Source organism: Pseudomonas oryzagri, assembly GCF_020831405.1.
GTDB classification, from domain to species: Bacteria; Pseudomonadota; Gammaproteobacteria; order Pseudomonadales; family Pseudomonadaceae; genus Geopseudomonas; species Geopseudomonas oryzagri.
The window spans coordinates 36842-55872 of record NZ_JAJHPU010000017.1; the positions used below are offsets into that span (position 1 = coordinate 36842).

Annotated in this window: 15 protein-coding genes; 11 read left to right on the top strand and 4 right to left on the bottom strand. The window is 70.2% G+C overall.

Translation table 11 applies throughout. The features are described from left to right. Positions 1–297: 297 nt before the first annotated feature. The 3 genes from LMJ29_RS05360 (at position 298) to LMJ29_RS05370 (ending at position 1903) form a co-directional block, all read left to right on the top strand. Entirely contained in the window at positions 298–858 is a 561-nt protein-coding gene (locus LMJ29_RS05360) for a histidine phosphatase family protein (protein WP_229604480.1), read from the top strand. Between the two features lie 69 nt (positions 859–927). Further along, complete coding sequence (locus LMJ29_RS05365; protein WP_229604481.1) at positions 928–1371, top strand: GNAT family N-acetyltransferase; 444 nt, start codon at positions 928–930, stop codon at positions 1369–1371. A gap of 76 nt (positions 1372–1447) precedes the next feature. Beyond that, positions 1448–1903 carry a hypothetical protein gene (locus tag LMJ29_RS05370; RefSeq protein ID WP_229604482.1) on the top strand — a complete coding sequence of 152 codons (456 nt, stop codon included), beginning with the start codon at positions 1448–1450 and terminating at the stop codon, positions 1901–1903. A 182-nt stretch (positions 1904–2085) separates the two neighbouring features. Here LMJ29_RS05370 and LMJ29_RS05375 read toward each other — a convergent pair whose 3' ends face one another. Together LMJ29_RS05375 and LMJ29_RS05380 are read right to left on the bottom strand one after the other, a co-directional pair. Further along, positions 2086–2838 carry a Mut7-C RNAse domain-containing protein gene (locus tag LMJ29_RS05375; RefSeq protein ID WP_229604483.1) on the bottom strand — a complete coding sequence of 251 codons (753 nt, stop codon included), beginning with the start codon at positions 2836–2838 and terminating at the stop codon, positions 2086–2088. A 34-nt stretch (positions 2839–2872) separates the two neighbouring features. Next, on the bottom strand, positions 2873–3817 hold the full coding sequence (locus tag LMJ29_RS05380; protein ID WP_229604484.1) for a sensor domain-containing diguanylate cyclase: 945 nt from the start codon (positions 3815–3817) through the stop codon (positions 2873–2875). A gap of 254 nt (positions 3818–4071) precedes the next feature. Between LMJ29_RS05380 and LMJ29_RS05385 the strand changes: the two genes are divergently transcribed. After that, positions 4072–5091 carry a M14 family zinc carboxypeptidase gene (locus tag LMJ29_RS05385; RefSeq protein WP_229604485.1) on the top strand — a complete coding sequence of 340 codons (1020 nt, stop codon included), beginning with the start codon at positions 4072–4074 and terminating at the stop codon, positions 5089–5091. A 154-nt stretch (positions 5092–5245) separates the two neighbouring features. Next, positions 5246–6013, top strand: coding sequence for an alpha/beta fold hydrolase (locus tag LMJ29_RS05390; protein ID WP_229604486.1), 768 nt, complete (start codon positions 5246–5248; stop codon positions 6011–6013). 94 nt (positions 6014–6107) lie between these two features. Here LMJ29_RS05390 and LMJ29_RS05395 read toward each other — a convergent pair whose 3' ends face one another. Further along, positions 6108–7040: a DMT family transporter gene (locus tag LMJ29_RS05395; RefSeq protein WP_229604487.1), complete on the bottom strand. Its 933-nt coding sequence runs from the start codon at positions 7038–7040 to the stop codon at positions 6108–6110. 80 nt (positions 7041–7120) lie between these two features. Between LMJ29_RS05395 and LMJ29_RS05400 the strand changes: the two genes are divergently transcribed. The 4 genes from LMJ29_RS05400 to LMJ29_RS05415 all read left to right on the top strand — a co-directional run bounded on the left by LMJ29_RS05400 (position 7121) and on the right by LMJ29_RS05415 (position 13821). Beyond that, positions 7121–7651: a helix-turn-helix domain-containing protein gene (locus LMJ29_RS05400; RefSeq protein ID WP_319942211.1), complete on the top strand. Its 531-nt coding sequence runs from the start codon at positions 7121–7123 to the stop codon at positions 7649–7651. A gap of 451 nt (positions 7652–8102) precedes the next feature. Continuing rightward, positions 8103–12038 (top strand): trifunctional transcriptional regulator/proline dehydrogenase/L-glutamate gamma-semialdehyde dehydrogenase, encoded by a 3936-nt coding sequence (putA, locus tag LMJ29_RS05405; protein ID WP_229604489.1) that lies wholly within the window; start codon positions 8103–8105, stop codon positions 12036–12038. Between the two features lie 327 nt (positions 12039–12365). Continuing rightward, positions 12366–12860 (top strand): DUF7673 family protein, encoded by a 495-nt coding sequence (locus LMJ29_RS05410; protein ID WP_229604490.1) that lies wholly within the window; start codon positions 12366–12368, stop codon positions 12858–12860. A 76-nt stretch (positions 12861–12936) separates the two neighbouring features. Further along, entirely contained in the window at positions 12937–13821 is an 885-nt protein-coding gene (locus LMJ29_RS05415) for a LysR family transcriptional regulator (protein WP_229604491.1), read from the top strand. A 9-nt stretch (positions 13822–13830) separates the two neighbouring features. Here LMJ29_RS05415 and LMJ29_RS05420 read toward each other — a convergent pair whose 3' ends face one another. Next, positions 13831–15438: a DUF4139 domain-containing protein gene (locus LMJ29_RS05420; RefSeq protein WP_229604492.1), complete on the bottom strand. Its 1608-nt coding sequence runs from the start codon at positions 15436–15438 to the stop codon at positions 13831–13833. 245 nt (positions 15439–15683) lie between these two features. Between LMJ29_RS05420 and LMJ29_RS05425 the strand changes: the two genes are divergently transcribed. Next, positions 15684–16514 carry a formate dehydrogenase accessory sulfurtransferase FdhD gene (locus LMJ29_RS05425; protein WP_229604493.1) on the top strand — a complete coding sequence of 277 codons (831 nt, stop codon included), beginning with the start codon at positions 15684–15686 and terminating at the stop codon, positions 16512–16514. 19 nt (positions 16515–16533) lie between these two features. After that, the gene (locus LMJ29_RS05430; RefSeq protein WP_229604494.1) at positions 16534–18867 is read left to right on the top strand and encodes an FdhF/YdeP family oxidoreductase; all 2334 of its coding nucleotides are present in this window, start codon (positions 16534–16536) and stop codon (positions 18865–18867) included. The last annotated feature ends 164 nt before the right edge of the window (positions 18868–19031 follow it).

The following is a 19031-nucleotide window of genomic DNA, read 5'->3' on the forward strand; positions in this document are numbered from 1 at the left end:
TGGGATCGGGCAGCTCGGCGTTCATTGTTCTGTTGTCGGAGGAGCCGGTTGCGACTCCCTGAACAGACCAGAGCAGCTTGTGTGCCAAGCCCGAAAAACAATCACAAGCCATTGTTTTTATTGATATTTATCGTGAATCTCAGGCTTTGCGGAACGCCCTGCCGACGCGTCCGCCTGTAAAAGCCCGGCCTTACAGCTGTAAAACGGTTGTAAGGGTATTACAGGCGATGAGCTGCTGCTGCCGACCGGCGGAAGCCGGCGTATAGTGCGCAGACCAGTCGCATGCGGGGTGTCCCCATGCAGATCATCCTGACCCGCCACGGCAAACCGGACTTGCACCTCGACTCCTGGTTCGCCCCGATGGCGATGGGCGACTGGCTTCGCCATTACGATCAGGCCGGGGTGGTCCCCGGCGCGGCGCCGGCCACCACCCGCGCCCAGGCGCAGGCCGCCCGGCTGGTGGCGAGCAGTACCCTGCCGCGCAGCGTGCAGTCGGCGCAGCGGCTGGCGCCGGAACGCGAGGTGCTGCGTGACCCGCTGTTCTGCGAGGCGGAAATACCCTGCCCCCCCTGGCCCAGTCCCCGCCTGCCACCGCTGGCGTGGAACGCCATGTTCCGTCTGTTCTGGGTCTACGGCTTCTCGCTGCCGACCGAGCCGCTGCCGCAGACCCGCTGGCGCGCCCACCAGGCGGCGCGGCGCCTGGTCGAGCTGGCCCGCGAGAACGACTCGGTGCTGCTGGTCGGCCATGGCCTGATGACCGTGCTGATCGCCCGCGAGTTGCTCGCCCTCGGCTGGCACGGGCCGAAGCGGCCGGTCGGCGGCTACTGGCACTGCGCCGTGTACCGCGAGATGGGCTGAAAGCCGGCCTGGCGAACTGGCCCGCTTCCTGCAATCCAACCGGCTTTTCCCCTTGCCGGAACCTTCGCCATGGCCATCCGCCTCGCCACCCCCAACGACCTGCCGGCGCTGTGCGCCCTGCTCGACCAGTTGTTCGCCCAGGAGGCCGAGTTCTGCCCGGACCGCGCCGCGCAGACGCGCGGGCTCGCGGCGATCATCGCCGACCCGCGGGTCGGCGAGATCCTCGTGGCGGTCGAGAACGGCCGCGTGCAGGCCATGGTCAATCTGCTCTACACGGTGTCCACCGCTCTCGGCGCGCGGGTCGCGCTGCTCGAGGACATGGTGGTGGACACCGAGGCGCGCGGCGGCGGGCTCGGCTCGGCGCTCCTGGAGGCGGCCATCGCCCATGCCGAACAGCGCGGCTGTGGGCGCATCACCCTGCTCACCGATGGCGACAACCAGGCGGCGCAGCGCTTCTACCGGCGCCACGGTTTCCAGAGTTCCTCGATGCTGCCGATGCGCCGGGCGCTGTGAAGCTGGACTAGTCTGCAGAACGACAAGGGCGCGCGACGCGGCGGCACCGCCGGTCCCGCCCGGGAGGCAGGCGACCATGACGCTTCACACCTGGCTACTGCTCGCCGGCGCGGTGCTCGCCGTCACCGGCTGCGCGTCCCCTGGCGACGACGGGCAGCGGCAGATCCTCGACGTTCCGCTGCAGGCGACGCGCTACAACGCCGGCGAAATCGCCCGCGCCACCCTGGTCGGCCAGGGCGAACGCACCGGCATCACCTTCTTCGTCGGCGGCGTGCCCTCCGGCACCGCGCGGCCGGTGCACCTGTACAGCTTCATCTACCCGGGGCGCTGCACCCAGCTGGGCAGCCAGCCGGCCTGGGAGATGAACGAGATCGTGCTCGCCACCCGCATCGGCGTCGCCCAGGCCGGCTGGCGGCTGAACAAGTGGGTGGAGGTGCCCCTCGCGCAACTGCGCGGCGGCCGCTACAGCCTGCTGGTGCGCGCCAGCCCGATCGACGGCGGGCGCGATCTGTTCTGCGGGGAAATCGACTAGTGGCCTGTGCGATTAGTTGGTTAACTCAAGTTCGGATGCCCCTTTACTCAACCAAATAATAGTTCCGAGACAAGGCGCCGCGACGAGTCATAGCAGGGCTATGGCGAGGAGTGGCAACGCAGTATCGGGGCCATGGGCGCCGAAATTGACTAACTGAACTAACCAAACAGGCCACTTGCTGTTCACGGCTCGTGCGGCGGCTCCAGCAGCGGGCCGAGCAGCGCGCACATGCTGCGCCAGTGCGAGCCCTGCCAGTACAGGCGCTGGCAAGCGTCGCAGCCGAGGAAGTGCGAGTAGAGCATGGCCGCGCGCGGCGGCACGCGCGTGCGGGCCAGCTCGGGGTCGACCTCGTGCAGCGGCAGGTTGCAGTGCACGCACAGGCTGAACGGCCGCGCGCTGCGCGCGAGGTCGAGGCGTTCGAACAGCTCGCGCAGCTGCAGCGCCGGCTTGAGCGCATGCACGTAGCAGCCGTGGCTGACCAGGCGCCGCTTGAGCAGTTCGCGGTCGCGGGTCAGCACGATGCGCCGCTGCGCGGCGGCCAGTTCGGCGATCTGGCCGTCCTCGAAATTGTTGTCGTAGAGGGTATCGAAGCCGCTCATGCGCAGCAGGCTGGCCAGCCCGCCGAGGTGGGCGTCGGCGATGAAGCGCAGCTCGCGCAGCGGCTGGGCGCGCACCTTGAGCAGCGGGCGGATGTCCAGCGCCTCGAAGCGCGGATAGACGGCCACCCGGTCGCCGTCGGCGACCTGGCGGGCGAAGTCCACCGAGTCGCCGTTGACCAGGATCAGCTCGACCTCGGTGTGCGGCACGCCGAGCGCCTCGATCATGTGCTTGACCGTGGCCGCCCGTGCGCACGCGCAGGTGAACGCCTGCCCGCGCCGCTCGGCGGGCAGGAAGTCGTTGAGTTCCTCGTAGAAGCGGAAAGTCGCGCTGACCATCCTCGAAGTATGGCAGCGCTGAGCCGCCGGCGGCTCAGCGCGTGGCGATAAGGCGCAGGTGCTTGTGCTGGTACATCAGCCGGTCGGCCCGATCCCAGGCGTCCTGGAGGCCGCGGCCCGCCTCGCGCTGGGCGAGGCCGATGGAGGCGCGGATGCCGGCGCTGTCCAGCTCCGCCTCGATGCGCCGGCGCAGCGTCTCGCCGCCGGCGCGGTTGCAGCCGACGCAGATGATGCCGAACTCGTCGCCGCCCAGGCGCGCGACTATGTCCACCTCGCGCACCGCCAGGCGCAGCGCCAGCGCGGTGCGCACGATCAGCGCATCGCCGGCGGCGTGGCCCTGGCTATCGTTGACCCGCTTCAGCTCGTCGAGATCGATCACCAGCACCGCCGCCGCATGGCCGTAGCGCCGGCAGCGCGCCTCTTCGGCCTCGAGCAGCTGCGTCCAGCCGCCGCGGTTGTACAGGTGGGTCATGGCGTCGGTCAGCGCCTCGGCCTGGAAACGCTCGGCACGGCGCGCCTCCTCGGCGATGCGCAGCTCCAGCTGCAGGGTGGTGCTGAGCATCTCGCCCAGCTGCGCCAGCAACGGCAGCTCGGCGAGGATCGCCTCCGGCTGCGGACGCGGGTCGATGGCGCACAAAGTGCCGAACACGCTGCCGTCGGCACGCAGCAGCGGCACGCCGAGGTAGGCGCCGATCACCAGGCTGCAGCCGAGCGCGGCCGCCGCGTAGGCCGGCACCTGGGTTACGTCCGGCGCGATGTGCGGACCGTTGCCACGCACCATCTGCGCGCAGTAGGAGTCGGACCATTGGAATGGCGTGCCCGGGGCGATGCCGTAGCCGCGGTCGTCGGCCAACAGCACCAGGCCCTCGTCGCCCTCGACCCGGGTAACCATCCACAGGTCGAAACCGAGCCGCTCGCGCAGGAAGGCCATCACGGCCCGCGCCGAGGCTTCGAATTCGCAAAAGTTGAGGGTATCCATCGCGTTTCCTTCGTCCCCTGAATGAAAAACCGCTGGACTGTGGCCACCGCTCTTCCCACCAGGCGCCGGGCGAGCGCCTAAACTGGGAATCGAACGGGTGCATCCGGGGGTACGACCGACACGCGGCACGACCGCCGACCCAAAAGATGGCCCGGCAACCGACCTGATCGCTGTCGGCTATTCAAAGCGTATCAGCCAAGTCCGAAAATGCGACCGCAACCGGCCCGGTTTTCGTCTTCTGCGGAGGAGATCGCATGTCCGGCCACGATCCCAGCGAGCTCGTCGAGCTGGAACGGCTGCTCGACAAGCTCGGTCACCTGCTGCACACGCGCGAGCTGTGCCGGGTGACGGTAGGCGAACGACAGTTGCCGGTGTACGCCATCAGCCTCGGCAACCCGGCGCCGGAGGCCCCGGCGGTCGGCTATTTCGGCGGAGTGCACGGCCTGGAGCGGATCGGCGCCAGCGTGGTGCTGGCCTTCCTGCGCAGCGTCGCGGCGCGGCTGAGCTGGGACACCCTGCTGCTGCAACAACTCGAGCGCATGCGCATGGTGTTCATGCCGGTGGTCAATCCCGGCGGGCTGTGGCGCGGCACCCGCGCCAACCCGCAGGGCGTCGACCTGATGCGCAACGCGCCGGTGGAGGCCGAGCAGCGCGCCGCCTTCCTGGTCGGCGGCCAGCGCCTGAGCGCGCGGCTGCCCTGGTATCGCGGTCCGCGCAGCGCACCGATGCAGGCCGAGAGCCAGGCGCTGTGCACGGTGGTCGAGGAGGAACTGCTCAGCCACCGCTTCAGCATCGCGGTGGACTGCCACTCGGGCTTCGGCCTGCACGACCGCATCTGGTTTCCCTACGCGGGCACCCGCACGCCCATCCCGCACCTGGCGGAAATCCACGCCCTGAGCGAGGTGCTCGACCAGACCCACTGCTACCATCCCTATCTGTTCGAGCCGCAGAGCTGCCAGTACCTGACCCACGGCGACCTCTGGGACCACCTGTACCGGCGCGCCTGCGGCGACCCGCAGCGGGTGCACCTGCCGCTGACCCTGGAGATGGGCTCCTGGCTGTGGGTGAAGAAGAACCCGCGCCAGCTGTTGTCCCTGCAGGGCCTGTTCAACCCGCTGCTCGATCACCGCGAGGCGCGCGTGCTGCGTCGTCAGGTGGAATGGCTGGATTTCGTCGGCCGCGCTGCCTGCGGCCACCGCGGCTGGTGCCCGGTCGGCGAGGCGCGCGAGCAGCACCGCCAGCAGGCGCTGCAGCGCTGGTATCCATGGCACTAGGGGCCGGCGCGGTGCGTGACCTGACGCAGGTTCGGATGCGCGGGACTGCGCGACCCGGCGCCGCGCCGCGTCATGGCAGGACGCTGACGAGGCGGAGCAACCCGGCCTCGGCGCCGCGGGAGCCGAGATTGACCAATCGAACAGGCCACTACACATGGCGACCTGGATCCTGCTGCGCGGCCTGACCCGCGAGAGCGGCCACTGGGGCGAGTTCCCCGCCGCGCTGGCGGCGCGTCTGCCCGACGCGCGCACCCTCACCCTCGATCTGCCCGGCAATGGGGGCCGCCACCGCGAGGCGAGCCCGGCGGCGGTGGCCGGCATGCTCGCCGCCTGCCGCGCCGAGCTGGCCGCGCAGGGCGTCGCCGGTCCGGTGCACCTCTTGGCCATGTCGCTGGGCGCGATGGTCGCGCTGGCCTGGGCCGCCGCCCATCCCGCCGAGGTGGCCGGCGCCGTGCTGATCAACAGCAGCTTCGCCGGCCTCAGCCCGTTCCATCGCCGCCTGCGCCCGGCGAGCTACCCCATCCTGCTCGGCGTGCTGACCGGTACCGACGCCCGCGCGCGCGAGTCGGCCATCCTGCGCCTGACCAGCGCACGCGCCGATCCGGCGGTGCTGGATGCCTGGGTCGCGCTGCGCCACAACCACCCGGTCAGCCCCGCCAACGCCCTGCGCCAGCTGGCCGCCGCGGCGCGCTTTCGCCTGCCGGCGCAGCGCCCGCAGGTTCCGCTGCTGGTGCTCAGCGGTCACCGCGACGCGCTGGTCGATCCGCGCTGCTCGGCAGCGCTGGCCGCGCGCTGGCGCCTGCCGCACGCCGAACACCCCGCCGCCGGCCACGACCTGCCGCTGGACGACGGCCACTGGGTGGCCGAGCGCATCGCCGAGTGGCTGCAGGTGCGCGCCGTCCCGCACTGCAGCGCCGGGTGAATGGCCGGCCGATAGCGCCGAGCCCGTCCCTTTGCCACGCAGCGGTCTTCGCCCTTCGCCCGGGTCAGGCGGGACGGAGACGACCACCTGCGAGCTACCCCAGTACCGTGGGCTCCCCTTCGCGCAGTCCGTTCCCGACCTGCCCGGAGGTGCGCTTTCTCACCCACTTCAGTTCGCTGACGATCACTCCCGCCACGATCAAGGCGCCGCCCAGAACGGCGAGGAGGGGCAGCCGCTCGCCTGCCAGCCTGCCCACGATGCCTGCCCAAACCGGCTCGCCGGCGTAGATCAGCGTGGCCCGGGTCGGCGACACGGACTTCTGCGCCCAGTTCATGGTGAGCTGGATCAGCGCACTGGCCAGCCCCAACCCGCCGGCCAGTGCGATCAGCGTCCAGGAGAACGGCGGGAGCGGCTCGCCGGCGACCGGCATGCAGGCGAAGGCAAGCGCGGAGGCCACCAGCAGCTGGATGACGGTCACCCGGCGGATATCCACGCTGCCGGCGAAACGGCCGATGAGCAGGATCTCTGCGGCGATCGCCAAGGCGCTCACCAGGGTCAGCAGCTCCCCCCTGCCGGCTTCGAGGCCGCCGGCCTGCGGGCCGGCCAGCAGTACCAGTCCGCTGAAGGCCAGGGCGATGCCGACCCAGGCCATCGCTCGGGGCGGCTGGCGGAGAATGGCCCACTGCAGCAGGGGCACCATGGGCACGTACAGGGCGGTGATGAAGGCGGACTTGCTGCTGGAGATGGTCTGCAGGCCCATGGTTTGCAGCTCGTAGCCGAGGAAGATCGCGATGCCGATGGCCGCCCCCGCCATCAGCTCCCTGACCGTCAGCCCTTTGAGGACGTGCAGCGAGAGCATGAGGGTGCACAGGGCCGCGACGGCGAAGCGCAGCCCCACGAAGAACAGCGGACCGCTCGCGGCGAGGGCATACTGCACAGCCAGAAAAGTGCCGCCCCAGACCATGGTGACCAGGATCAACGCGACTTCCTGGCGGCTGAGCGCCAAGCCCAGATGCTTGATTGCCATCACTCACCCCTGTAGCAAAGTGCAGAATATTGCACATTATGAGGTGCAGAATATTGCACAATCAATCCGAAGATGAAGTCTTGTCCCACGTCGGCGCGAATGTGCGCCGGCTCCGGCTGCAGAACGGCCTGAGTCAGGTCGCCCTGGCCGAAGCCGCGGGCATCAGCAGACGCACGCTGATCGGCGTCGAAGCCGGCGACGCCAACGTCAGCCTTACCGGGCTGAACCGGATCGCCACGGCGCTGGGCGTCAGCTTCTCCGAGATCGTGCGCGAGGCCGGCACGGATCCGGCGCAGCCCATCCACGCGCTGACCTGGAAGGGCCGGTCGAAGCTCAGCCGGTCGGTCCTGCTCGGTTCGGCGCCCGCCCGGCACGAGGCCGAACTGTGGGACTGGGTCATGGATGTCGGCGAGAAGTACGTCGCCGAGCCCGATCCCAAGGACTGGCGCGAGATGATCTACGTGGTCGAGGGCACCCTGCGGATCACCCTGAGCGAAACGCCGCATACGCTGCGCAAGGGCGACTTCCAGGTCATCGACACCTCGCAGCCCTACGAGTACGAAAACATCGGCAGCGATGTTCTCCACTTCATTCGCACCGTGGTCTATTGAGATCGATGCGGCAGCCGGGAGGGGCTGCCGCCGGAAATGATGTGCGCGGGCGGGCCGACTTCGCTCGCAAGGCTCGAGCGGCCCGCGGCCATTCCCTCGCGCGGCCACCGGCAGCGGTTGCGAGCGCTTATCCCGGTTGCACCGCCCCTCCCTAGCGAACAACTCCACCCCTGGGTGCAACCCATAACCCACCCATCATAAAACCGGGTTTCACCACTACCCTCTTCCGGCAACCCGACCAGCGCCCTCGCGGGGCGGGCGATTTCACCTATCCTTCCTCCAGGCCCGCACCCGGCGCCACCGCCGCCACCGGCCCGCGCAGCGCACTCGCTTGTACAACTCGTCGGTACGCCACGGGCAAAAAGGTTGCACCGGGTTGCACCTGATCGCGGATTGCGCTTAATCTTCCGCCACGCACCACCTGCGCCCCACAACAAGACAGGACTCCGCCATGGCCAGCACCACCCTCGGCGTCAAACTCGACGACGCCACCCGCGAACGCCTCAAGCAGGCCGCCCACTCGATCGAGCGCACCCCCCACTGGGTGATCAAGCAGGCGATCTTCAACTACCTCGAGCAGATCGAGAACGGCGCCACCCCGGCCGAGCACAACGGCTTGGCCGTGGCCGCCGGCGAGGAGCCGCTGGAGGCGCTGAGCGAACAGGGCCTGCAGGTGTTCCTGCACTTCGCCGAGAGCATCCTGCCGCAGTCGGTGCTGCGCGCCTCGATCACCGCCGCCTATCGCCGCCCGGAAACCGAGGCGGTGCCGATGCTGCTGGAGCAGGCGCGGATGCCCCGCGAGCTGGCCGACGCCAGCCAGAAGCTGGCGCTGAACCTCGCCGAGAAGCTGCGCAACCAGAAGAACGGCAGCGGCCGTCAGGGTCTGGTGCAGGGCCTGCTGCAGGAGTTCTCGCTGTCCTCGCAGGAAGGCGTGGCGCTGATGTGTCTGGCCGAAGCCCTGCTGCGCATCCCCGACAAGGCCACCCGCGACGCGCTGATCCGCGACAAGATCGCCAACGGCAACTGGAGCCAGCACCTGGGCCAGAGTTCGTCGATGTTCGTCAACGCCGCCTCCTGGGGCCTGCTGATCACCGGCAAGCTGGTTTCCACCCACAACGAGGGCGGCCTGAGCGCCTCGCTCAACCGCCTGATCGGCAAGAGCGGCGAGCCGGTGATCCGCAAGGGCGTGGACATGGCCATGCGCCTGATGGGCGAGCAGTTCGTCACCGGCGAGACCATCGCCGAGGCGCTGGCCAACGCCGCGACGCTGGAGGCCAAGGGCTTCCGCTACTCCTACGACATGCTCGGCGAGGCCGCGCTGACCGCGGAGGACGCCAAGCGCTACCTGGCCTCCTACGAGCAGGCCATCCACGCCATCGGCAAGGCCTCCCACGGCCGCGGCATCTACGAGGGCCCGGGCATCTCGATCAAGCTGTCCGCCCTGCACCCGCGCTACAGCCGCGCCCAGTACGAGCGGGTGATGGGCGAGCTGTACCCGACCCTGCTCGGCCTGACCCAGCTGGCCAAGCAGTACGACATCGGCATCAACATCGACGCCGAGGAAGCCGACCGTCTGGAGCTGTCGCTGGACCTGCTCGAGCGCCTGTGCTTCGAGCCGTCGCTGGCCGGCTGGAACGGCATCGGCTTCGTCATCCAGGCCTACCAGAAGCGCTGCCCGTACGTGATCGACTACGTGATCGACCTGGCCAAGCGCAGCCGCCACCGCCTGATGATCCGCCTGGTCAAGGGCGCCTACTGGGACAGCGAGATCAAGCGCGCCCAGGTCGAGGGCCTGGAAGGCTTCCCGGTGTACACCCGCAAGCCGTACACCGACCTGTCCTACATCGCCTGCGCGCGCAAGCTGCTGGCGGTGCCGGAGGCGATCTACCCGCAGTTCGCCACCCACAACGCCCACTCGCTGTCGGCCATCTACCAGCTCGCCGGGCAGAACTACTACCCCGGCCAGTACGAGTTCCAGTGCCTGCACGGCATGGGCGAGCCGCTCTACGAGCAGGTGGTCGGCAAGGTCGCCGAGGGCAAGCTGAACCGTCCGTGCCGCATCTACGCCCCGGTGGGCAGCCACGAGACGCTGCTCGCCTACCTGGTGCGCCGCCTGCTGGAAAACGGCGCCAACACCTCGTTCGTCAACCGCATCGCCGACCACAGCATCTCGCTGCACGACCTGGTGGAAGACCCGGTGGCGCAGGTCGAGCAGATGGCCGCCCAGGAAGGCACCCTCGGTCTGCCGCATCCGCGCATTCCGCTGCCGCGCGCCCTGTACGGCGCGGCGCGGGTCAACTCCAGCGGCATCGACCTGGCCAACGAACATCGCCTGGGCTCGCTGTCCTCGGCGCTGCTGTCGAGCGTCAACCAGCAATACCAGGCGCGGCCGATGCTCGGCTGCGACCTCGCGCAGCCCGGCGAGGCGCAACCGGTGAAGAACCCCGCCGACCACCGCGACGTCGTCGGCCAGGTGATCGAGGCCAGCGTCCAGGACGTGCGCAACGCCGTGCTGTGCGCGGTGTCCAGCGGGCAGATCTGGCAGTCCACCCTGCCGACCGAGCGCGCCGCCGTGCTGGAGCGCGCCGCCGACCGCATGGAAGCCGAGATCCAGCAGCTGATGGGCGTGCTGGTCCGCGAGTCCGGCAAGACCTTCGCCAACGCCATCGCCGAGGTGCGCGAGGCGGTCGACTTCCTGCGCTACTACGCGGCGCAGGCGCGCCAGCAGCTGGCCAACGACAGCCATCGCCCCCTCGGTCCGGTGGTCTGCATCAGCCCGTGGAACTTCCCGCTGGCGATCTTCAGCGGCCAGGTGGCCGCCGCGCTGGCCGCCGGCAACACCGTGCTGGCCAAGCCGGCCGAGCAGACCCCGCTGATCGCCGCCCAGGCGGTGCGCATCCTCCTCGAGGCCGGCGTGCCGGCCGGCGCCGTGCAGCTGCTGCCGGGCCGCGGCGAGACCGTCGGCGCCGCGCTGATCGCCGACGAGCGCATCCGCGGCGTGATGTTCACCGGCTCCACCGAGGTCGCCGGGATCATCCAGCGCAACCTCGCCGGCCGTCTCGACGCCCAGGGCCGCCCGCTGCCGCTGATCGCCGAGACCGGCGGGCAGAACGCCATGCTGGTCGACTCCTCGGCGCTCACCGAGCAGGTGGTGGTCGACGTGATCGCCTCCGCCTTCGACAGCGCCGGCCAGCGCTGCTCGGCGCTGCGCGTGCTGTGCGTGCAGGAGGACGTCGCCGACCGCGTGCTGACCATGCTCAAGGGCGCCATGGCCGAGTACAACCTCGGCAACCCGGAGCGCCTGTGCACCGACATCGGTCCGGTGATCGACGAGGAGGCCAAGGCCAACATCGAGCGCCACGTCCAGGCGATGCGCGACAAGGGCCGCAAGGTGTACCAGCTGTCGCGCGCCAACGGCGAGGAGATCAAGCGCGGCACCTTCGTGCTGCCGACCCTGATCGAGCTGGACAGCCTCGACGAGCTCAAGCGCGAGATCTTCGGCCCGGTGCTGCACGTGGTGCGCTACCGCCGCGCCGAGCTGGGCGCGCTGCTCGAGCAGATCAACGCCAGCGGCTACGGCCTGACCCTGGGCGTGCACACCCGCATCGACGAGACCATCGCCCAGGTGGTGGATACCGCCAAGGTCGGCAACCTCTACGTCAACCGCAACATGGTCGGCGCGGTGGTCGGCGTGCAGCCGTTCGGCGGCGAGGGCCTGTCCGGCACCGGCCCGAAGGCCGGCGGCCCGCTGTACCTGTACCGCCTGCTCGCCACCCGCCCGCAGGAGGCGGTCAGCCGCCAGCTGCAGGATGGCGAGGCGCAGCGCAGCGACGTCAAGGGCGCGGCCTTCGCCGCCCTGCTGGAGTGGGCGCGCAAGCAGCAGCCGGGCCTGGCCGAGCTGGCCGAGCGCTACGCGGCGCTGTCGGTCAGCGGCGTCAGCCAGTTGCTGGCCGGCCCGACCGGCGAGCGCAACACCTACAGCCTGCTGCCGCGCGAGCGCGTGCTGTGCCTGGCCGACGACGCCCAGGACCTGCTCGTCCAACTGGCCGCCGCGCTGGCGGTAGGCTGCACGGTGCTGTGGAGCGACAACGCGGCCAACCGCAAGCTGCTGGCCCAGCTGCCCAGCAGCGTGCAGCAGGGCATCCAGCTGATCGGCGACTGGGCCGCCGGCGATCTGGCGTTCGACGCCATCATCCACCACGGCGACTCCGACCAGCTGCGCGAGGTCTGCCAGCTGGCCGCCAAGCGCCCCGGCGCGATCGTCGGCGTCAACGGCCTGAACAAGGGCGACACCGACATCCCGCTGGAACGCCTGCTGATCGAGCACGCCCTGAGCGTCAACACCGCCGCCGCCGGCGGCAACGCCAGCCTGATGACCATCGGCTAAGCGTCCCGGCGCCTGCGGGGCGGCATTGCGCCGCCCCGCAGGCGTTGCTTCCCCCGCCGGCCGGTGTCCTGCCTGCCGCCCCCCTCTTCTGGCCATGCGCCAAACAATCGGCGACCAATAAGTGCCGCCATTCTTTTCTTCCGTCACACCACCGCAGACGCGTCCTACCTTTTATGATGACCGCTGAGCGGACCCCCTTCCGTTTGTCGTCAACTTTTGGGCGTCAACTTGACTTGAGGGTGGCGCCGTTCACACTTGCTCCCGTGGTTCCGTGGAAGACCGATGGCCGAGCGAATCCGGCGGTCGGTGAGAAGTGGGAGGTTTTTCATGCGAAACGATGATGCGGTTCCCCTCCCGATCAAGCGCCCGGCCAACGACATAGAGCGCGCGCGCCGCGCCCGCGACGAAGCCGAGATCGAACGCGCTATCGAAGCGCGCATGGCGCAGTACGAATCCTGGCGCTCGCAGCAGCGCAGCCAGATCCCCTACGCGCAGCAGGCCCTGGTCAGAGTGCTGCACGCCGCCCTGCAGGGCAGCGGCGATAGCCAGAGCGAGGTCTGCCGGGATTTCCTGCTCGGGCTGTGGAACGGCCAGGAGCATCCCTTCAACCTGTCACGATTACGTCGCCTGGAAATCGAGCAGTGGCAGGACTGCATGACGGTGCTGCAGCTGCAGCAGTACTCGCTGTCGCCGATCCACCTGTGTATCCAGGATGGCGAACGCATCTGGCAGCACCTCAGGGGCAACCGGCCGCCACAGGGCGCCCGGCGCCATGACGAGGATGAGGGCCCGACCTGCCGCGCGGCCAGCCAGTCCGAGTGAAGCGTGGGCGCCGACGGTGCGCCGGGCGCCGGCTTGTGGCAGAGTCGCGGCCATTCCCGCTCGGACTGGCCCCGCGATGGACATCAAGCAGCTGCGCTTTCTGGTCGCCCTCGACGAAACCCGCCACTTCGGCCAGGCGGCGGCGCGCTGCCACGTCACCCAGCCGACCCTGTCGATGCGTCTGCGCAATCTGGAGGAGGAACTGGGCATCGAGCTGGTGCGCCGCGGCCAGCGCTTCGAGGGTTTCACCGCCGAGGGCGAACGTATCCTCGCCTGGGCGCGCAGCCTGCTCGCCGCCCAGGAAGGCCTGTACGCCGAGGCGGCGGCCTGCCGCGGCCAGTTGGTCGGCACCCTGCGCCTGGGCGTGGTGCCGCTGGCCAGCTTCGACCCGATGCGCCTGGTCGGCCTGTTCGCCGAACGCCACCCGGAGCTGCGCTTCCAGCTGTGCGCGCTGAGCAGCGAGCGGATCCTCGAGGACCTGGCGCGCAACCGCCTGGACCTCGGCCTCTCCTACCTCGACCGTCTCGCCCCGCAGCACTTCGAGTGCCTGGAGCTGGCCGATACGCGCATGGGCCTGCTGCACGACCGCCGCCACTTCCGCTTCGGCGCCGGCCCGCTGGCCTGGAAGGCGGTGGCCGCCCTGCCGCTCGGCCTGCTGTCGGCGGGCATGCACTTTCGCCAGTCGATCGACCACGCCCTGCGCAGCCACGGCCTCGATCCGCAGCCACGCCTGGAAACCGACGCCGTGCATCAGTTGTTGCAGGCGGTCAGCGCCGGCCTGTGCTGCGCGGTGATGCCGCTGGACAGCGGTCTCGACGCGCTCACCGAGCACCTCGCGCTGACGCCCATCGAAGACGCCCAGACCCTCGCCCCGCTCGGCCTGATCCTGCGCCGCAGCGCGCCGCGCTCGGCGCTGGCCGAAGCCTGCTTCGCCGAGGCGCGTCGCCTGCTGCAGGGCTGATCCGGCGCGCTACTCAAGCCCGCCGACCCTCCCCTCCCGCGGATATTCGATGCGGTAATCGACGGCGAACTTGGCGCTTTCGCCGGCCGCCAGCCGGCGCTCCCAGGCGACCACCCCGCGGCGCTGCTGCCAGGCCTGCACCGTCGGCGCCGGATCGAACACGGCGCGCACCTTGATCTCCTCCGAGCCGCTGACCGGCGACGACTCGAGCAGCAGCACGTCCACCGGCTGTCTGTGGGTGTTGGTGAGGGTGAACATCTCGGCGACGCGTCGCTCGTTGCGCTTGTCGAACACCCCGGTGCTGCCCGCCTGGCCCTCGACCTGATCGACCGCCACGCGCAGCTGCTCGTCGCGACCGAAGGAAAACACGAAACGCTCGGCGCTGGCCGGTTCCCAATAGGCCGAGCCCACGTAGCTGCCATCGCGCAGCAGCTGGGTGTCCCCGGGCAGCCAGACGCCCTCGGGACGCTCGGCCTCGGCAGTCACCACCGCCGCTCTCTCCAGCCGCGGCGCAATGCGCAGATGGTGTTTGGCCGGCAACGTCTCCTGCGCCAGGCTGACCGACACTTCGCGGCCATCGGCCGGCAGGCTGACCGGCGTCGGCACCACGAACTCGCTGGCGAAGGCGCCGTGATTGGCGAAGGTCGGCGGCTGGTAGCCGGTTTCGTCGCTGCCCGCCTCGCGCGCGGGGGCGAGCGCCGCCGGTGCCGCCATGTCGTTGGCCCGCGCCTTGGACTCCATCGCCGACATCTGCGCCGGCTGCGGCGGCTGCCAGGTGAGCACCCAGGGTTGCGGCTCGGGGCCGGCCGGCGACAGCCGCGGCTGGGTGGTGGACAGGGTCAGCTTGACGTTGCTCCAGTCCTCGCCGGTCTTCTGCGCCACCGTGGCCAGGCGCTCCAGCTCCAGGCGCGATGCCGCGGTATCCAGCGCCGCCCGGTAGGCCGGCCTCCAGCCGGCATTGGCCACCTGGTAGCTGAGCCTCAGCTCGCCGGCGCGTTGCGCACTGAGCTGCACGGTGACGCTGCGCGTATCGCGCACGCCGCTGCGCAGCTGGCCCAGATCGCGCTGCAGCACGTCGGCCTGCCGGGCCAGCTCGCGCTTCTGCACCGTCAGGCGCTGGATCTTGGCCAGCGACTCGCTCGCCCCCTGGCCGATGGCGGCGAGTAGCCCGGCAAGGACCTTGGGATCGCTGGGCAGGCCCTGCTGCTCGCCCTCTGCGCCAGTGCCGCTGCTGAAGCGCTCGAGGTAGCGCTTGACCAGCTCGGCCGAGGCGATCTCGGCATCCAGCGCCGCCTGCTGGTCCTGCAGGGCGAGGATGCGCGCCTCCAGTTCGGCCTCGGCGGGGTTGAGTGCGGTGGCGCCGGCGGTCTCCTGGGTAACGATCTGGCCCACACGCACCTGCGGCCCGGCCTCCGCGCGCAGGGTCTGCACGTCGAAGCGGGCCGGCAGCCCGGAGAACACCACCTCGGTCATCTCGGGGCTCACCTGGGCAGTGCGCACCACGGTGGCGCTGCCGGGGTGCAGCACTACGGCGGTGATCGGCGGCGCGGGCGCGGCGAGAACCGCGCTGCTGAGGGTGGCGGGGAATAACAGGACGACGGTCGCGTTCAGGCGCATGAGGGGCTCCTCCCCTGGCTGGTCGACAAGAACCGGAGGAGCGGCACGGGCGGCCGTCCCTGTCCCGGCTGCTGGAGGCTATGCCAGGCGCGCGGGCCTGTCCATGCGCCAGATCGCGGTCACCGCGACCCGGCGGAAGTGAGCTGATAAACCCGCTCGATCAATACATCGGCAACAGCGATTGGACGCCCCGCCGCCGCGCGGCCTAGGCTGGCTGGGTCGAATTGTCGCAGAGGGCTTCGCCCATGCCACGCGCTCCCGGTCTCCCCGCCACTGCGCCGCTCGCCAGCACGCCGGCGGCGGGCTACGCCTATGCCGAACTGGCGCCGGACGCCACGGTGGCCGCCGCGCCGCTGGCCGAGGAATGCGCGCTGGCGATCGCCTACAACGGCCTCAACCAGGCGGTGATGATGGTCACCCCACGGGATCTCGAGGACTTCGTGCGCGGTTTCACCCTGAGCAGCGGCATCATCGACGGTTTCGATGAGATCTACGACCTGACGCTCCACGGCGAAGGCGCCGCGTGCCGCGCCGAGGTGCAGATTGCCAGCCGCGCCTTCTGGGCGCTCAAGCGCCAGCGCCGCCAGCTGGCCGGCACCAGCGGCTGCGGCCTGTGCGGCGTCGAGGCCCTCGATCAGGCGCTGCCGTCGCTCGTCGAGCTGTCCGGCCAGCCGCTGCCGCCGGCCGAACATCTGGCCGGCCTGCGCGAACGCATCGCCGGCGCACAAAGCCTGGCCCGCCACAGCGGCGCGGTGCACGCCGCGCTGTACGTCGATGCCAGCGGCGACATCGCCCTGTGCCGCGAGGATATCGGTCGCCACAACGCGCTGGACAAGCTGATCGGCGCGCTGCCCGGCGCCGGCCTCGAACCGGCCGCCGGCTTCGTCGCGGTCACCAGCCGCTGCAGCCTGGAGCTGATCCACAAGGCGGTGCGCGCACGCATCGCCACCCTGGTGTGCCTGTCGGCGCCTACCGCACTCAGCGTGCAGTGGGCGCGCGCGCACCGCCTCAACCTCATCCACCTGCCCCACCACAGCGCGCCACGGGTCTACAGCCCGGCGCCGCCCGCCGCCTGATTCGCGCAAGGAAACCCCCATGGCCGACCGCTTCCAGCCCACCGCCCGCTTCCAGACCTACCCCGGCCCGGCCGGCGGCTGGGGAGCGCTGCGCAGCGTGACCCGCGCCTGGCTGGGCAGCGACAACGCGCTGAAGAACATCCGCACCCTGCTGAAAACCAACCAGAACGGCGGCTTCGACTGCCCCGGCTGCGCCTGGGGCGAGGCACCCGGCAAGCACGCGGTGAACTTCTGCGAGAACGGCGCCAAGGCGGTGAACTGGGAAGCCACCAAGCGCGGCATCGGCGCCGAGTTCTTCGCCCGCTACAGCGTGCGCCAGCTCGCCGCGCAGAGCGACTACTGGCTGGAATATCAGGGCCGGCTGACCGAGCCGCTGCGCTACGATCCGGCCACCGACCACTACGTGCCGATCGCCTGGGACGCGGCCTTCGCGCTGATCGCCGGCGAACTCCAGGCCATGGCGCACCCCGACCAGCTGGAGCTGTACACCTCCGGGCGGGCCAGCAACGAGGCGGCCTTCCTCTACCAGTTGCTCGGCCGCGCGCTGGGCACCAACAACTTCCCCGACTGCTCGAACATGTGCCACGAGGCCAGCGGCGTCGGCCTCGGCCAGAGCCTGGGGGTCGGCAAGGGCACCGTCACCTACGCCGACTTCGCGCACGCCGACGCCATCTTCGTGATGGGCCAGAACCCCGGCACCAACCACCCGCGCATGCTCGAACCGCTGCGCGAGGCGGTGCACCGCGGCGCCCAGGTGGTGTGCTTCAACCCCCTCAAGGAGCGCGGCCTTGAGCGCTTCCAGCATCCGCAGAAGGCCCTGGAGATGCTCGCCAACGGCGACGCGCCGACCCACAGCGCCTACTTCCGCCCCAAACTCGGCGGCGACATGGCGGCGCTGCGCGGCATCGCCAAGTACCTCCTGCTGTGGGAGCGCGAGGCCCTCGCGCAGGGCCTGCCGGCGGTGTTCGACCATGCCTTCATCGCCGAGCACACGACCGGCGTGGACGACTATCTGGCGGCGGTGGACGCCACACCCTGGGCGCAGATCGCCGAGCAGTCGGGCCTCGCTCTGGCCGAGATCGAGCAGGCAGCGCGCATTTACCGCAACGCCGAGCGGGCGATCGTCTGCTGGGCGATGGGCATCACCCAGCACCGCCATTCGGTGGCGACCATCCAGGAGATCGTCAACCTGCTGCTGCTGCGCGGCAACGTCGGCAAGCCGGGCGCCGGCGCCTGCCCGGTGCGCGGCCACAGCAACGTGCAGGGCGATCGCAGCATGGGCATCAACGAGCGGCCGCCGGCGGCGCTGCTCGACGCCATCGAGCGGCGCTTCGCCTTCCAGGTGCCGCGCAAGGACGGCCACAACACCGTCGAGGCCATCGCGGCGATGCTCGCCGGTCAGGTGCGGGTATTCATCGGCCTGGGCGGCAACTTCGCCCAGGCCACCCCGGACACCCCGCGCACCCACCAGGCGCTGCGCAATTGCGCGCTGACCGTGCAGATCAGCACCAAGCTCAACCGCAGCCATCTGGTCACCGGCAGGCAGGCGCTGATCCTGCCCTGCCTGGGACGCACCGACATCGACTCCCAGGCCGGCGGCCCGCAGGCGGTGACGGTGGAAGACTCGTTCAGCATGGTGCATGCGTCCTGGGGCCAGCTCGAACCGCTCTCCAGGCAGATCCGCTCGGAGCCGGCGATCGTCGCCGGCATCGCCGCCGCCGCGCTCGACCGCCGCCCGGTCGACTGGCTGTGGCTGGTCGAGGACTACGCGCGCATCCGCGCACTGATCGGCGAGACCATCCCCGGCTACACCGACTTCGAGCAGCGCCTGGCGCAGCCGGGCGGCTTCTACCTGGGCAACGCCGCGGCCCAGCGGCAGTGGAATACCGCCAGCGGGTGCGCGGAGTTCCGCGATCACGCCCTGCCGGACGATCTGCTGCCCGAGCAGGTGCGCGGCCAGACGCAGCAGCCCGACCTGATCCTGCAGACCCTGCGTTCCCACGACCAGTACAACACCACCCTGTACGGCCTCGACGACCGCTACCGCGGGGTCAAGGGCATGCGCGAGGTGGTGTTCGTCAATCCCGAGGACATCCAGCGCCTGGGTCTGCAGGCGGGGCAGAAAGTCGACCTGCTGTCGCTGTGGGACGACGGCATCGAGCGGCGGGTGAGCGGCTTCACCCTGCTCGCCTACGACACCCCGCCAGGCCAGGCGGCCGCCTACTACCCGGAAACCAACCCGCTGGTGCCGCTGGCCAGCGTCGGCGAAGGCAGCCACACGCCGACTTCCAAATTCGTCGCCATTCGCGTGTTGCCGGCGCGCGAGTCGGGGCTGATCGTGCAGGCCAGTTGAGCCGGAATCGAATGCAGCCAGGCCTGCGGCCTGGTTGGTGGGTTACGGCCGGAGGCCTACCCACCCTACGTCCGTGATACCTACACGTTGGCGAAGGCCCTGCACCCGTAGGGTGGGTTAGCCGCTCTGCGGCGTAACCCACCTGCGCGACCGCCAGGTCGCGT

Coding starts and splice junctions, on each gene's coding strand:
- LMJ29_RS05360 (WP_229604480.1), top strand. CDS start 298: ATGCAGATCATCCTGACCCGCCACGGCAAACCGGACTTGCACCTCGAC.
- LMJ29_RS05365 (WP_229604481.1), top strand. CDS start 928: ATGGCCATCCGCCTCGCCACCCCCAACGACCTGCCGGCGCTGTGCGCC.
- LMJ29_RS05370 (WP_229604482.1), top strand. CDS start 1,448: ATGACGCTTCACACCTGGCTACTGCTCGCCGGCGCGGTGCTCGCCGTC.
- LMJ29_RS05375 (WP_229604483.1), bottom strand. CDS start 2,838: ATGGTCAGCGCGACTTTCCGCTTCTACGAGGAACTCAACGACTTCCTG.
- LMJ29_RS05380 (WP_229604484.1), bottom strand. CDS start 3,817: ATGGATACCCTCAACTTTTGCGAATTCGAAGCCTCGGCGCGGGCCGTG.
- LMJ29_RS05385 (WP_229604485.1), top strand. CDS start 4,072: ATGTCCGGCCACGATCCCAGCGAGCTCGTCGAGCTGGAACGGCTGCTC.
- LMJ29_RS05390 (WP_229604486.1), top strand. CDS start 5,246: ATGGCGACCTGGATCCTGCTGCGCGGCCTGACCCGCGAGAGCGGCCAC.
- LMJ29_RS05395 (WP_229604487.1), bottom strand. CDS start 7,040: ATGGCAATCAAGCATCTGGGCTTGGCGCTCAGCCGCCAGGAAGTCGCG.
- putA (WP_229604489.1), top strand. CDS start 8,103: ATGGCCAGCACCACCCTCGGCGTCAAACTCGACGACGCCACCCGCGAA.
- LMJ29_RS05410 (WP_229604490.1), top strand. CDS start 12,366: ATGCGAAACGATGATGCGGTTCCCCTCCCGATCAAGCGCCCGGCCAAC.
- LMJ29_RS05415 (WP_229604491.1), top strand. CDS start 12,937: ATGGACATCAAGCAGCTGCGCTTTCTGGTCGCCCTCGACGAAACCCGC.
- LMJ29_RS05420 (WP_229604492.1), bottom strand. CDS start 15,438: ATGCGCCTGAACGCGACCGTCGTCCTGTTATTCCCCGCCACCCTCAGC.
- LMJ29_RS05425 (WP_229604493.1), top strand. CDS start 15,684: ATGCCACGCGCTCCCGGTCTCCCCGCCACTGCGCCGCTCGCCAGCACG.
- LMJ29_RS05430 (WP_229604494.1), top strand. CDS start 16,534: ATGGCCGACCGCTTCCAGCCCACCGCCCGCTTCCAGACCTACCCCGGC.